Source organism: Cohnella sp. CFH 77786, from assembly GCF_019400745.1.
In the GTDB taxonomy this organism is placed as follows: domain Bacteria; phylum Bacillota; class Bacilli; order Paenibacillales; family Paenibacillaceae; genus Cohnella.
In genome coordinates, this window is the sequence record NZ_WJIB01000010.1 from 257,846 (window position 1) to 272,066 (window position 14,221).

Sequence of the window (14,221 nt, forward strand, 5' to 3'; positions counted from 1 at the left end):
GTGCGGGTGAAGCTTATTTCACATTGTCGTCGATCCTCTTCACGAACACTTCGCTGCCGTCTACATTCCGCGTTGACAGGTGGGATTGGGTCGCTTCCTCCACTTGCCCGAACGCCCAATGGTCGGCTTGCACGTCAGGGAATGAGGGCGCAACATTCGTCAACGGTCCGCGGAACAGCAGCCGGTTGATCAGCGTGACTGCCTCCGTGCGAAGGATGCTGTTACCCGGCTTAAACGTGCCTTCCGGGTAGCCGGTAATCAGGCCGTTGCGGAACAACGCTTCAACAGCGGAAGAAGACCAACGTCCCTGTGCATCCGCAAAGTTCGAACGGATCGGTGCGGGAGTTTTGAGCTTCAGGTATTTGACCATGACGATAGCGATCTGCTCGCGCGTCACCGGGATGTCCGGCCGGAAGGTTCCGTCGTCGAATCCCGTGAAGATGCCGTTATCCGTCACGATCCGAATGTACCCGCTGGCCCAATGATTGGCAGGCACGTCGGCGTAATTCGCTTTCTCGTTCGTTCCGCCGCCATTGATCAGACGCGCAATGATCGCCGCAAGCTCAGCTCGCGTGAGCGTTCTCTCCGGATGGAACTTGCCATCCGGGTATCCCAGGATGTAGCGGATGTGCTGAACTTCTCCATAGCGATTGGAGAACAACATTAGCTTCAGGGAGGCACGCGCATTCTCCGGGTTGGCAAACTCGCTATCCGAGGTACCTTGCGCTGCTACGTCAACCAGCTTCTCCGCTGCCGTCAGCGTAGGCCATTGCACCTTGATCTTGTGCTGAGCGCCTTGGGCCACGCCCAGATCGGCGACTTTCCAAGTGATCTTGCTTCCGGCCACCGCTCCGCCATCGGCGTCGATAACGAGGGCGCCTTCCGGCAGGGTAACGGAGACTTCGCCGGACTTCAATGAAGCTTTACCGTCATTGATGTAATCTAATACGATCGTTGCCGTACTGTTCTCTTCATAAGAGCTGCGATCGCTGGTCAGATTCACCGTCAAATTCGGTTTGACTGCAGGAGCCGGCGTTGTTGCAGGCGTTGATGCCGATCCTCCGGATCTCGGATTCAATTTTACGTCGTGTCTGACGATCGCGAACTCAACCGGGATGGTCGGACTGGTATACGAATCATAACCTGGAGCCGTAACCACGATATAATAATCCGTCGTCGGATAAACCATGTACGCGTATTTGCCGCCATCTCTGCTTGTCTGCGGGTTCGCGTTGTCATTAGGAGCAAACCCGGGAATGATCGGCAGCGTCACTACGGTATGAGGCGTGATGCCGCCCGCAACGTTCCTCGGCGTATCCGCATAATAGAGAGTGACATTCGCTCCATCGATCGCAGCATTCGTAATCGCATCGGTAATATCGCCGTAAGGGTCGATCAGCGCGTCCAGGATGTTCATTTCCCCGTCTGCCGTGACTCTGAACGTCGGCAGCGTGCCCGTATTGTTCAACGCATTGACAATAATGTCCTTGGCCGGTCCGTTGCCCTGGGCATCGGGAACACGGTACACGACCGCCAGCTCGTAGTCTTTGTCTTTGACCAGACCCGGCACATTGAACACGCCGTCATTCGTGAAGTCGAAATAGCTATTCCCATTGATCGTAATGTAATTGCCGGTTGCGGGATCCTTAATACGAACCTTCAGTTGTCCGAGGATATTCTGCTCGTTCGCATTTCCGTCGTCGAACAACTTCTTCTGTCCATTCGGCAGCTGGGTCAGGATATATCCGGATGCCGTCTTGGAGGAGTCGAAATTCTCCCCGCCGGCGCCGTTAACCGGACCGACTTCCACCGTTTGCTTGAATGCGAGCTCCTTCGTTTCTCCGCCGACTTGAACGGGTTTCGTCACTTCGATCTCGTAATTCGTGTCGCCGCGCGGTACAGCGATGGAATACTTGCCGTCCGCGTCCGTGACGGCTTCAGCGGCGAAATCCACGACTCCGTCTCCATTGAAGTCCTTCGTTACTTTAACGACCGCCCCTGGAACAACGACTTTCGTGCCGTTTTGGATCGTCGTGATGACGCCGTAGATAGAAGCAGGTTCAAAGGTGACGATAATTTGTTCCTGGGCGTATAAGCCTTTGGCGGAATCGTCGGCGGTGGCCGTGACCGGAATGCTCTGTGAGACGATGCCTTCGATCTGAGCCGACCGGTATACGATCCTCGCTTTACCGTCGGTGTCTGTCACTACCGTTTGATCCGAGTCTTCGAAGGTCCCCAGTGGAGCCGTGAACCGAATCGGCACACCTGCTTGCGGTACCCCGTTCACGTCGGTGAGTACGGCTGTCAGCTGCGACGTCGAGTTGCCGTCGCCCACGATGGAGCTGGGATTCGCCGTCAGCTTCAGCACGTATTTCACGAGCTGGAAATCTTGCGTGATCGTCGTAACGTTAGGATCTTTCGGCAGCGTGTCCACTACGCGGCTCTGGGAAGCGTAGCCTTGCTTCTCTACCACGATGCGGTACTGCTCCGTCGGGATGTCCGGGAAGCTGTATTTGCCGTCCGCCCCGGTAATCACGGGTTCGATCCCAGCCGCTTTGGTCGTCCCGGTCGGATCATATAGCGTGACCTTGGCTCCTGCAATAGGCTGGCTGCTATCGCGGTCCGTAATCGTTCCGGAGAGGTTAATCTTCTTAATGACGGAAAAGCGGTTGTTGTCCAGCCTGTTGCTTGGTTCTTCCGGCAGCACCACATCGCCTTGCTTAGCCGTGTAAGTTGCCAGATGAGAGCCTGCCGTTACGTCATCGGGCAGACGATAGGTAACGTTCTCCCACAGCTTGTATCCGTCTTGAATAAAGGTACCCGGGTTCGCCAGCTTCAGCGTGACCGTATCGAATTTCTGATCGTCGAGGTACACGCTTGCCGTGACACTGGTTGCATTCAGGGACGTGCGAGCTGACAACTTGAGAGGTTGTCCAGGCGCGACCGTCCATGTTTTTGTCGAATCTTCGAGCGTCCGGCTGCCGACCCATCCTTCCAGGTATTCCGGCTCCGTTACCGTTATGCTCACCGTTCCCGGATCCGAAATCATCGTGCCGTCAGTCACCGTGAAGGTAAAGCTGTCCGGACCGGTGTAGCCGTCCTCCGGCGTATATGTGTAAGACCCGTACACGCTCATAACCACCGTACCGTGCTGCGGGTCACTCACTTTCGCGTACGTCAGCGTATCGCCATCCGCATCCGTTCCCGCAAGCTGGCCCGTCAGCGGCGTACCTTCCGGCGTCGTCGCCGTTGCGTTCGTTGCCGTCGGTACCCCGTTCTCCGCCGTCACCGTAATGCTCACCGATGCCGGAGCCGAATCCGCCGTGCCGTCATTCACCGTGAAGGTAAAGCTGTCAGGACCGGTGTAGCCGGGTGTCGGCATATACGTATAAGTCCCGTCCACATTCACAACCAGCGTTCCGTGCACCGGGTCGCTCGCCTTCGCGTACGTCAGCGTATCGCCATCCGGATCCGTTCCCGCAAGCTGGCCTGTCAGCTGCGTGTCTACCGGCGTCGTCGCCGTTGCATTCGTTGCCGTCGGCGTTTGATTTGGTTGAGTTACATAACCGAAGTTCACTTGATTCGTTCCAGCAACCGCGATCAGGCTCTTCTCCGATCCTCCTGTCGTCGACGCCATCCCGTTCAAGCCCGGATTGGCGGAACGATCTATCTTCACAGTCACATTGCCGGCATGGATAGGGAGGGTATAGTTCCCATTGGCATCCGTTGTTACCGTATAAGTGCCGCCGTTATAAGCTCCGTCTTGCGTGGCCGAGTCGGTCACTTGGACCTTCACGCCGGCAATTCCTTGTTCACCCGGATCTTGCATACCGTCTTGATCCAGATCGTTAAAGACGACGCCGCTTACCGTGCTGTCCGTAATGGAGAATTTGATAATGGAAGTCGGCCCTGGAAAGTACGTCCATGTATCCATGGCCTTATCGTTGCCGTAATTTCCGCTGTAATTGTGCGCTCCGCCCGTACTGTCGATGCCCATGCTCGCATTCCTCGGATTGGCAGCAGACATTCCTGTCGACGGATCGAGATTCACCGCAGTTCCATTAGCTGTCGTGTAGTTGGAATCGTCATAATAAACCGTAGATGCCGACGTCCCTGAAGGGAAAGCGCCCGGCGCGTTTAACATCTGAATGACGACCCCGTTGGGCGCATGCTCCACATCGAGAAGCGGGAAATGGTACTCCCCGCCCTTGATGAGCAGCTTGGCTTTATACTCGCCAACGCCGACTGTGACTCCGGAACGGTTCTTCCCGTTCCATTGGAATGTATTCAACCCTGATGAGGCAATATTCTCAGTCAACGTATCTACGCTCGGATCGAATACCCCGTCTTGATTCGTATCGATAATCAACTGGTATGTCGCAGCGCGTGCGAGTTCGAATGTAAAGCTCCCGCCCTGTCCTACCTGTGCGATCGGACCGGTTCCCGCAACGTTTGTAAACCCTGGGTTCACCGGAGTTGGCGGCACGATTGGCGTGGTGGGCACACTCGCAGGCAGGTCGCTGCTCGGCTCATTGAAGAAAACGCGGTGCGTTACAGCCGTGGCCGTATCCGCCGACTTCGGATTTTGCACCGTAATTCCCCCGGGCAGTGGCAAAGGAACCGAATGATACAGCGTCTTGTTATTGGTTCCGTCGATGTACCCCCGGTTATTGGAGAAGAAGATGAAGCCGAACGGATCGATGCCGTTCATGTTAGTCAGGTATTGATAGCCGTCTTTGGTAAGGATATAAACCTTTGACTTTAATTCCACAGGGGTAGTACTCGTTCCATTGCTCCCCATGTTGAGCGCGAGTGAGTAGGTGAACATTCTCCCCTTCTTCTCGACGCCGCCCGCATCTCGGATGGTGACGTCCCATGCTGCGACGGAATCACCGCTTCCGGTGGCGTCACCGCCCCCCGGCAAGGCTGCTGTTGTTGTGATGGTCGTCGGATTCCCGGAAGAAGCCGGACCGTGGAATTCCACCTTCCACCAGCCTTCCTCTCCGGCCGTCACGGTGAGCGGCGTATAACCTCCCGCATTAGGCAGAGGGCCACTGGTCTCCTGGGCGACGGTGCTGATTTTACCGGCGCCCGTCGACGCATTAACATCAAGAACCTGCACTTGATTGGAAGGGCTTGTGAGTACGATGTCTTTGTTGTCGTATGAAGTGTGCACATTGGATCCCAAATTGATCGTCTCTCCTGATTTCACGTACACGAATAGTTCCGTCGTGCGTTGAATACCGGAGATATTGCCGGTTGGAAACCACTCCAGGAACGGCCGGTTCCCGCCATTGCTCACCAACTCTCGGCTGCCTTCCGCTGCCGCCTGGCGATGAGCGGTGAATAGTACCGCCAGACACAAAACCCCAAAAGCTACGAGCAGTTTTAAATTTCGTTGAAACAGCATGTTCTCTGTCTCCTTTTTCTCTGCAGTAATCTTCTTCATTCCCGAGTATTCAGCAAAAGACTCCCACTCTGGAAATGTCGTTCTCCCAACGGGCAATTATAGCAAAACATAACTCAACAAGTTCTGAACAACAATGAATATCGATCTGTGCCTGCGTTAATTCCGTATCTGCTTCTACGAGAATAGCTACATCATCTTGCGGACCGGACTGCCGTTCACCAGCATCTCTAAGCGCAACCGAACCGAATCTTCATCCCGACAATGACATGGGTAGGGTCAATCGCCAGTGCCTAGACAACTGCTCAAGAAAGAACAAGCAGCTGCCGCGGAAGAAGTTCTGCGCCAACTGCTTCTTTATTAATCTTTGGCTATGTTAAATTCTAATGTTGATTTGTAGCCATAAGAAAACCGCCTTTGTGAAAAGGCGGTTAATTGAGCTATCGTTTTCGTTAGTTGAATGAACTGTCGTACTTTCGGTTCAAACACAAGCCGTTCAATGAATACGTTGAAACGATCGCATATCGGATGGACTCCGGCCCGACATTCTGCAAAGTCTTAGATAACTGTACGCATATTAATAATAATGGCCATGCCTAATTTCAGCTAATGCCTGTTCCCAGTAAGATGGCTCCAATGGATTCAACTCGGTTACTGTAATAGACGAATCGGCTTCAACCCGATTTTGCTCGAGTGTATTTGCATCAGTCAAAATGTTGATTCTTGCGTAAAAGGCCGGATCGAGGTTGTCGAGTACATAAAAAGCTTGTTTCAATTCTACAATAGCGTTGCCATGCGTTAGGAGATGCCCTAATTGCATATCGCCTTTCTCCATTTGCAGCGGTCTCTGAAAGTTATGGAATAACTCAAGCACAGTCCCCGGCGGGCAGCCCCCACTTATTAGTCTCAGCCGATCCCTGGAGCCTTGGCTCCTTGATTTTTCACGTCGAGAATCGTATCGAGCAGGATGAGTATCACGCCCATTATGATTCCGATGTCAGCAATGTTGAAGATCGGGAAGATATAGCTGCCGAATGTCAGCTTGAAGAAATCGACAACCTCCCCGTACAGCGCCCTGTCGAGCAGGTTTCCGATCGCGCCGCCGAGAATCAATCCCAGCGCCGCCAGAAGCAGGGTTCTGCCCGAACTCCGCTTCCTCCGAATGTACCATATGATGCCGGTCACGACAGCGATCGTAATTATTATGAAGAACAGCAGCTGGTCGGGCAGCATGCTGAATGCCGCGCCGTTGTTCTTGTACAGATGAATTTTGAAAAACTCGCCGATCACTGAAATCTGATCGCCTACGTCCATGCTGCCAGAGACGATTTTCTTCGTAATCTGGTCCAATACAAACACGACAAGCGCAATCCAGTAATAATAGTATTTCACTGCGTTTTCCCCCGATTAATTCAACATGGACGACCAGCCTCGAATGTCAAAAATATTCCGCATGTCTATGTCGCATATTCTAGCAAGTTCATGTCGCTACACATATCCTCTCACAAGCATCACCTACCGGAAAGGTTCACTCCAATAGAGTTTGTCTGGTCATCAACAATTTTATCTTACTCCTAATTAAATGGGAACACCTTCCACGTTATGCTGCCCGTTATTTCAACAGACAACGGCAGCCGAGCATCCGGCCGGCTGCCGTCATCTATGCTGAACTATCGTATCCCTCTAGGCCGCTTGGTCAACCGCACAACTAAGCTGGAACGTAGGTCAACCTGATCACCTGCTCGCCAATTCGATCGCTTGCCACGAGGCGCAGCGGCGGCCGCGGACCGGCGAAGAACGGCTTGCCGTGACCCAGCACGACTGGATGGAGATAGAGTCGATACTCATCAACGAGACCGAGCTCCGTTAGACTATGCGCCAACTCCGGCCCGGCAACTTCAATCTCCCCTTCATGCCGAGCCTTCAGCCCACGTATGGCCGCTGCGAGGTCACCCTCGATCAGAGAAGCATTCGGACCGACGGACTTTAACGTCCTCGACACCACCCACTTCGGTTTGCTTTGCCACGCCGCTGCGTATTCCCGTTCCGGCGCATCCCATTCAATATGGTCTCCGTCCCAATACCGCATGGTCTCGTACATGCGGCGCCCGTACAGGCAGCCCGCCAAGCCGCGCACGTCGTCGATAAAATGACGGAATAGCACGGGGTCGGGCTGGAATGCCGTGTGGTCGACGAATCCGTCCAGAGACTGGTTCAATGCGAAAACGATCTTTGCCATTCGACTGACTCTCCTCCCTGGTTTTCTCGCACATTCATCATCAAGATTTTATCATCCAACAGCATGTCCGGTTTCTCATGGATTGCTAATGTGCACAGTCCAAGGCAGACTGATCATCTCCAATCCTTTCAAACATTCTCTAAGTTCGTCGATGAGATTCAACTATCCTGCCCGATAACGGAACGAGGCGACCGGATTTTTACTGCCGGCCGCCTCGCTTTTGTGTTATTGAACAATTGTTCCCCGAGAGAGTTCAATGTCAATCCTATTCCGAGTAATGGTGATAATTAGGCCCAGTTAGAGCCGCACGAACGTGATGTAATCGACTTGGACAGGCTCTGCCGATTCGATCCGAAGTGCCCGGTTGATCTGTCCCCGGTGATATTGCCCATGTAAGATGACCTGCGACAGGATGTCCCGGACGGACGTTCGGAACGGAACCCCGCTCTGGTTCGCATAGTCGATCATCTCGTCCAACTCGGATTCCTTGAGCCCTTCGATATAGACGCGAAATTGCTCGGCGTTTTCTTCGAACATCGTCCGAATCGCCGTCAGGTCTTCCGCTTCCTCCCACAATGAATATTGCGCGCTACCCTTGCCCTGTAATCGGGATAGCCAGACTCGTTCCGCGACCGCGACGTGACGAACCAGCTTCAGAAGGTCCTTGTTCTTCGTCTCACTTTCCTCGAGCGCGTCCAAGATGCGTTCGTCCGCCCAGTACAAGTGGTCCATCATGCACTTGATCGTCTTCATTTCGGATTCCCCCTCTTCGTCTCATCGATTACTGGAACCTACTGTTATCCGTTTGTTGAATCATTCTAGGTAGCCTCGGGCCATACTTGATTGGTCCTAACCTGCCCTTGGCTGTAGAGGTAAATCGTCCGGTTGTTCTTTACAGCGTTGGTCTCGATATGTATTTCTCGCGATCCGATAAAACCACCGTATATTTTAATTGCTACCTCACCTGAACCATAGAACTGTAAACTGTAACCTTTATAACGAGTCGCCTCTGGCCAGGTACGGGGTCATGACATTGGGACCTTCATAAAACAAATCATGCAGCGGAATCCCCTCCACTTCAAGTTGGGGTTTTTTTCGCATCAATGCAGCAACTTCCAGATACACGTTAATCATCCAATGACAAACAAAATTTATACTACTCGTACATCCTTGCCAACATGATTTCATGAAAGGAATCCACGACAATGGGCATTCATACGTATTTTCAGTCTCTCACCGATCTGGAGCGCATTATCCGTTGCCCTGGCAAATTCAAGTTTCAGGAGCATAGTGTATCGGCTCATTCTTGGAAGGTTGTTCAGTATGCCAAAACCTTAGCGGATATCGAGGAAAGCAACGGTGTCGCCGTGAATTGGAAAAAGCTGTACGAGATCACAAGCAGTCATGATTACGGAGAAATATTTATCGGGGATATCAAAACGCCCGTCAAGCACTATTCGCTCGAGCTTCGAGCCATGCTGCTGCAAGTAGAGGAAGGGATGGTCGCTCATTTCATAGACGAGCACATTCCGGAGGAATTCAAGCCCATTTTCCGCAGGCAATTGCGCGAGGGAAAAGACGATTCGGTGGAAGGACTCATCTTGGAAGTGGCCGATAAGCTGGATCAGATCTACGAAGCCTTCGCCGAGCTGCTACGAGGCAATACGGATAAGGAATTTATCGTCATGTATCGTTCCGCTCTGATCAAGATCAAAGGAATCAAGCTCCATTGCGTCGATTATTTTCTAGACAACATTTTACCCGATATGGTCCGCGAAGGATCGAGAGCACCCGTCGATATTGCTCAGATTACGAATGAAGCGTTGGCTGGAGCGTAAGCCCTCCCATGCTCGGGAGGGCTGATATTGCGATCGGGTACCGGATCAGGATTTCATTCCGTAATAAACAAGTCCAACGGGCCGAGGATTTCGACTTCATACTTCTTGGCCGTCTCCAGCAGCTTCGGAATGTCCGGTTCGACCTGAGGCGGCAGCTCCAGCCGCTGTGCCGGCTCGCCAAGCTCCGCGAAGAATCGGTCGAATCCTGACGGATGGATCATGACCAGCATGCGGGCGGGCCGATCGCCTACGATCCGGAAGCCGTGGGGGATATTTCTCGGCAAGAAAGCAAAGTGGTCTGCCTTCGCCTGATACTTGCGGCCATCCAGAATGATTTCCATCTCGCCTTCGAGCAGATAGAAGGTCTCGTCTTCCTTGCGGTGAATGTGGTAAGGGGTCTCGTAGCCCGGCGCCATGAGGTCCTCGACCAAGCTGAACTGCCCTCCGGTATGCTCCGCGTTCGCTTTCACGGTGGACAGATTGCCCAGGTACCACATGTGATCTCCTTCCTCGCGGGACAGGATTTTCGGTTTCATTTCCGTTTTCATCGTTCATTCCTCCATGATTCCTATTTTTATTTGATTTGCTGCTGTTCCGCGTCGGAAATAAAGTAGTAATGCAAGTCGTAATGCGGAACCTCGAAACCCGGATGGCCTTCCGGCATGAAGCCGATATCCGACTGCACGATCGCGGGCGAAGGCAGTCCCTTCATCCCCTGCAAATTATCGAAGGACTTGCCTTCCTTGAAGTCTTGCTGCGAAATCATGTATTCGATAAAAACGAGTTTGTCTTTGTAAACGCCATAGATCGGACCTGTCGGCAAATCGGCGGGATTCGCCCAATGCTCGCCCATGGCGGGAACGACGACCGGCTCGAGCTGAATCGTTCCTTGGGGCAATACGAGCACATAGACCTCGTTTTCCTTCGGGTCCCACGTCACTTTCGTCGCTTGTACCGCATCCGCCAAATCGCGAATCCAGGCGTATGCTTCTCCCTGATTCACGATCACTTGCGTAAGGGTACGGTTGCGGAACACCGCCGTTTTACGTTTCTCATCCACTTGCGCCGTCTCCCCGAATAAACCGGCAAAAACCTGAACGGATACGAAAACTTTGCCGCCCGCGCTTTTCACCGAGGGTACCTTCACTCCGTTCACCGACACGGATACCTCCGATTTCGCGTGCGCGCTCCCGTGATTCGGATGTCCGAATGCCGCCCCTGCCGGCACTGCCGCTGCCACGAGCAAGGTCATGGCGAGAATCCATTTTTTCATCCTGCTCCTCCTTGGAAAATAGTTTGATTTGTGATCACACTCGGATCTTATCGCAGCCTGCGTTTCAAATCCGTTTCGCGAAAAAAGGACACCGTTTCAGAGACAAAAAAAATACGCCTTGATCACAAGGCGCAAGGTGAAATTACGTGAGTCTCGCAACCGCATCTAACAACTGCTCCATCCGAGTTTCGCATTGTGCCGCTTCCCGCGGAATCGGAGGCGCGCCTCGCGGGACTCCTTGGAGCTTTGTGCGAAGAACCGCTTCCCACTTCGCGTAAGTGGGGACGGGAGCGTTTCGGTACAATTCTTCAAGCAACCGTGTTGCATGAACGCGGCTTTCTTCGGATCCGCACAGCTCCCACGACGCAAGATGGATCATCGCTTGCTCTTTGCGGTCGGGATGCTGACTGAGCAGCTGCTGCAGCCGCTCCGCAATCTTCTGCATCGTGATCTCTTCTTTTCCGGAATAAGTTCGCAGCAACAGCAGCTCCAACTTGCAGCATAACCCCTGCCGACGCTGCTTGCCGGCTAGCGCCATGGCTTGATGAATGCACCGCTGCGCCTCGTCCCACCTCATTCGTTTCACGGCATGATGCCCCATGTAATATAACGTGTCGCAGAGGTAATAGGGAATGCCGAATTGGGCCGCGATCCGCTCCGCTTGTACGAGGACCCGCCATGCGCTTTCTTCATTCCCTTGTTCGTCCAATGTATGGCCAAGCAGGCTGAGCACGATAGCCATGACCCGAACGTCTCCGATCTGAAGCGCCTCTTGCAGGCAGAAGAGAAGACAGGAACGGGCCTCCGGATGATAACCAGCCCTCATATAGATCTTCCCCATGATGCCGATGGAGTTGGCCACGTTCATCCGATCGCCAAGGGAGCTGCTGATGCTCAGCTTTTCATTCGCGGAATGGAAGGCCCAGTCGAATTGTTCCCATTCCAAGTAAGTCAAGGCCATACCGCCGAACGCTTGGCCTAAGGAGTGCCTGTCGCCATTGCCGTTCGCGATCCGGATCTGCCTCTTGAAGACATTCATGGCTTCCGTATATAGCTCCTGCTCGAAGTAAACGTTGCCCAAAATCCCCGTGAATTTTCCGTCTTCTCCGTCCTCCGAGCTGAGCGTGATGCGTTTCTTCAAACAACTCTCGGCCTCGTCGTACTCGCCCGTGTACTGATAGACGATCCCCAAATACCCGTAAACTTCGGCCAATCCTTCGCGATGCTCCAGCGTATCGAATAATTGGGAAGCTTGCTTAAAGTGAAGAAGCGCCTCCGCATACCTTCCCTGCAGCCGCAGGCAATTGCCTAAAGCGGCTTGATGCATCGCCTTCCGCTCTAACGGCTCGTTCAATTCGCTTAATTGAAGCCAGGTTCGGTAGGTTTTTTCGGCGGATTCCCAATTCCCGGATATGCGATAAGCCTCCGCCAGACAGGAAAGAATTTCGAGTTTCGACTTCGGCTCCGCCATGGAGAGAACCTTCAGGCAATAACGGATCGTCATTTCATGAGCGAACACCTGCCTGGCTTCCAGGGCGGCTTGTTCGTAACGAAACGCGGCTTCCTCCCGGTTGCCCGCATGCTCGTGATGATAGGCGATTTCGGCAGCCGGATAACGGCGCAGATTGTCGCTGCTTTCCATCGCTCTTGCAACCAAGCCGTGGAGCAGCTGCTTTTTCGATTCGCTCATGCGGAGTCGGGCCGCTTCTCTCATGCGTTCATGGAAAAAATCCAACTCGCCGTTCTCCAGCCGTTTGAGGATTCGCAGCTGCTGCAGCAGCTCCAACTGCTCCAACGTCTGCTCCACCGAATCGGCAAGACCGGTTAGGAAAGAGAGGGATACGGGCTTTCCCGCAACCGTCATCAGGTTGATGACCTTCTGGCACAGGGAGGGCAGCTCAGCCAGCCGTTGGACCATCATGGTTAAGAGGCTTGAGCCGTAGCCCTCCGGAATGGAACCCGTGCCGGAGCGAACGATTTCATGGATGAATAACGGATTCCCTCCGCTTTCTTCGTGAATGTGTTTCACCGGAAGGGGGAGAGCGCCCCTGTCCGAATACAATCGGATCAATTCCCCGGTTTCCGCCTCCTGCAGGGGATTCACGGCAATATGAACGGACTGGCGCCGCGTCCGCAAGGCATGGAGCAATCCCCGGACGGAAACGTCGCGAGCCCCGGCTTCCGTGCGGATCGTACAAAGAATAAGCAGCGGATGGGGATGATCCGTACGAAGAAAGTACTCGATCATCTGCAGCGTCTCCCGGTCCGACCACTGAAGGTCTTCCAGCACGAGGAGCGTCGGCTGATCTTGGAAAAGCGCCTTCTGATTGGCGTGATACCAGTTGCGCAGCTGCCAGCTTTCGTGCAGCGGGCCCGGGGCCTCCAGTCCGGGATGCCTCTCCTTCACTTCAGGCATGAGCCTTGAGATTTCGATTAACTCCGCCGGGTCCAGGTGGTCAAACGAAACCTTCTGCAGCCAAGCCAGGACCGGTTCGTACGCGGACGCCCCTCCGGGGGCATAACAACGCGAGATGAGGGTACGGATTCCCTGGCTTTGCGCCCAGTAGGCAAACTCTTCCGCCAAGCGGGTTTTGCCGATCCCGGCTTCCCCTTCCAGCTCGACAAGGAGAGATCGCTCCTGAACGGCCCGGTCCCATGCCTTCAGAAGGGATTCCCACTCCTGTTTGCGGCCGATGAGCCGCGGTTTCTGTTTTGGCGCAACGGGCGGTTCAACCGTATTTCTCGAATCGAGCAGCTGCCGGACAATCTCTTGCGTCTCTTCGCTTGGGGATACGCCCAGTTCTTCTTCGAATAAGGCCTTCATTTCTTCATAACGCTTGAGAGCCGCCGTCACTTCGCCGCTTAAGGCAAACAGGCGGATCAGCTTCAAATGGGCCGATTCGGAAAAGCGGTCCAGCTGAATCAATCTCATCGCGTAAGGCAATGCCGAATCGAACTCTCTCTTCTGCTCATGCAAGAAAATGATTTGATCCAACAGGGTTGCGTATCGTCCGGAAAGCGTTTCGCGCCGGTTGACGACCCACTCGTCATAAACCCCCGGCAATAACTCCCCCCGGTACATGGCCGCCGCTTCCGCCAGTTCCGTTACCTGCAGGCTCTCCAACGGTTGTTTTTCGAATTCCAGCACGTCTACCCGGCATGCCCCGTTCGCGTTCCATACGACTTGACCGTCCCTCAGCTCCAGATCGTCGCCCGATGATGGCAGTAGCCTCTTCAGATCATAGAGCAGCTTGCGGAGATTGGTCAGCGCCTGCGCCTCGGAGGAATCCGGCCAAAACTGGAAAGCCAGGTGCTTCCGGTTGATCGGAGTATCGGCATGGAGCAGCAAATAGGCAAACAGGATCTGCAGCTTGCCGGTCGGCATTTTCGGTAACGGCCGATCTTCGTATAAACAATGAAACGTTCCAAGCATTTGGACCTGGTATCCTTGCAAATAAGCTCAC

9 protein-coding genes are annotated in these 14,221 nt (G+C 53.8%); 1 reads left to right on the plus strand and 8 read right to left on the minus strand.

Going from position 1 to position 14,221, the window contains the following annotated elements; genetic code table 11:
- Nucleotides 1-13 precede the first annotated feature (13 nt).
- The 5 genes from GE107_RS16620 to GE107_RS16640 form a co-directional block, all read right to left on the minus strand.
- Nucleotides 14-5,410 carry an Ig-like domain-containing protein gene (locus GE107_RS16620; protein ID WP_219641102.1) on the minus strand — a complete coding sequence of 1,799 codons (5,397 nt, stop codon included), beginning with the start codon at nucleotides 5,408-5,410 and terminating at the stop codon, nucleotides 14-16.
- 574 nt (nucleotides 5,411-5,984) lie between these two features.
- On the minus strand, nucleotides 5,985-6,242 hold the full coding sequence (locus GE107_RS16625) for a hypothetical protein (protein ID WP_255570535.1): 258 nt from the start codon (nucleotides 6,240-6,242) through the stop codon (nucleotides 5,985-5,987).
- 71 nt (nucleotides 6,243-6,313) lie between these two features.
- The gene (gene lspA, locus GE107_RS16630; RefSeq protein ID WP_219641103.1) at nucleotides 6,314-6,799 is read right to left on the minus strand and encodes a signal peptidase II; all 486 of its coding nucleotides are present in this window, start codon (nucleotides 6,797-6,799) and stop codon (nucleotides 6,314-6,316) included.
- A gap of 316 nt (nucleotides 6,800-7,115) precedes the next feature.
- A complete protein-coding gene (locus tag GE107_RS16635) occupies nucleotides 7,116-7,646 on the minus strand; it encodes a dihydrofolate reductase family protein (RefSeq protein ID WP_219641104.1) in 531 nt (176 codons plus the stop codon).
- A 297-nt stretch (nucleotides 7,647-7,943) separates the two neighbouring features.
- The gene (locus tag GE107_RS16640; protein ID WP_219641105.1) at nucleotides 7,944-8,399 is read right to left on the minus strand and encodes a DinB family protein; all 456 of its coding nucleotides are present in this window, start codon (nucleotides 8,397-8,399) and stop codon (nucleotides 7,944-7,946) included.
- A gap of 452 nt (nucleotides 8,400-8,851) precedes the next feature.
- Between GE107_RS16640 and GE107_RS16645 the strand changes: the two genes are divergently transcribed.
- The gene (locus tag GE107_RS16645) at nucleotides 8,852-9,484 is read left to right on the plus strand and encodes a YfbR-like 5'-deoxynucleotidase (protein WP_219641106.1); all 633 of its coding nucleotides are present in this window, start codon (nucleotides 8,852-8,854) and stop codon (nucleotides 9,482-9,484) included.
- A gap of 53 nt (nucleotides 9,485-9,537) precedes the next feature.
- Here GE107_RS16645 and GE107_RS16650 read toward each other — a convergent pair whose 3' ends face one another.
- From GE107_RS16650 to GE107_RS16660, 3 genes are all read right to left on the minus strand, one after another.
- The gene (locus GE107_RS16650) at nucleotides 9,538-10,032 is read right to left on the minus strand and encodes a quercetin 2,3-dioxygenase (protein ID WP_219641107.1); all 495 of its coding nucleotides are present in this window, start codon (nucleotides 10,030-10,032) and stop codon (nucleotides 9,538-9,540) included.
- A 26-nt stretch (nucleotides 10,033-10,058) separates the two neighbouring features.
- Nucleotides 10,059-10,757 carry a hypothetical protein gene (locus GE107_RS16655; RefSeq protein ID WP_219641108.1) on the minus strand — a complete coding sequence of 233 codons (699 nt, stop codon included), beginning with the start codon at nucleotides 10,755-10,757 and terminating at the stop codon, nucleotides 10,059-10,061.
- 142 nt (nucleotides 10,758-10,899) lie between these two features.
- The gene (locus GE107_RS16660) at nucleotides 10,900-14,190 is read right to left on the minus strand and encodes an ATP-binding protein (RefSeq protein WP_219641109.1); all 3,291 of its coding nucleotides are present in this window, start codon (nucleotides 14,188-14,190) and stop codon (nucleotides 10,900-10,902) included.
- Nucleotides 14,191-14,221 lie beyond the last annotated feature (31 nt).

Excerpts from the sequence above, each read along its gene's own strand:
- GE107_RS16635 (WP_219641104.1), bottom strand. The coding sequence starts at position 7,646 with ATGGCAAAGATCGTTTTCGCATTGAACCAGTCTCTGGACGGATTCGTC.
- GE107_RS16660 (WP_219641109.1), bottom strand. The coding sequence starts at position 14,190 with ATGCTTGGAACGTTTCATTGTTTATACGAAGATCGGCCGTTACCGAAA.
- GE107_RS16620 (WP_219641102.1), bottom strand. The coding sequence starts at position 5,410 with ATGCTGTTTCAACGAAATTTAAAACTGCTCGTAGCTTTTGGGGTTTTG.
- GE107_RS16640 (WP_219641105.1), bottom strand. The coding sequence starts at position 8,399 with ATGAAGACGATCAAGTGCATGATGGACCACTTGTACTGGGCGGACGAA.
- GE107_RS16645 (WP_219641106.1), top strand. The coding sequence starts at position 8,852 with ATGGGCATTCATACGTATTTTCAGTCTCTCACCGATCTGGAGCGCATT.
- GE107_RS16650 (WP_219641107.1), bottom strand. The coding sequence starts at position 10,032 with ATGAAAACGGAAATGAAACCGAAAATCCTGTCCCGCGAGGAAGGAGAT.
- GE107_RS16655 (WP_219641108.1), bottom strand. The coding sequence starts at position 10,757 with ATGAAAAAATGGATTCTCGCCATGACCTTGCTCGTGGCAGCGGCAGTG.
- GE107_RS16625 (WP_255570535.1), bottom strand. The coding sequence starts at position 6,242 with ATGGAGAAAGGCGATATGCAATTAGGGCATCTCCTAACGCATGGCAAC.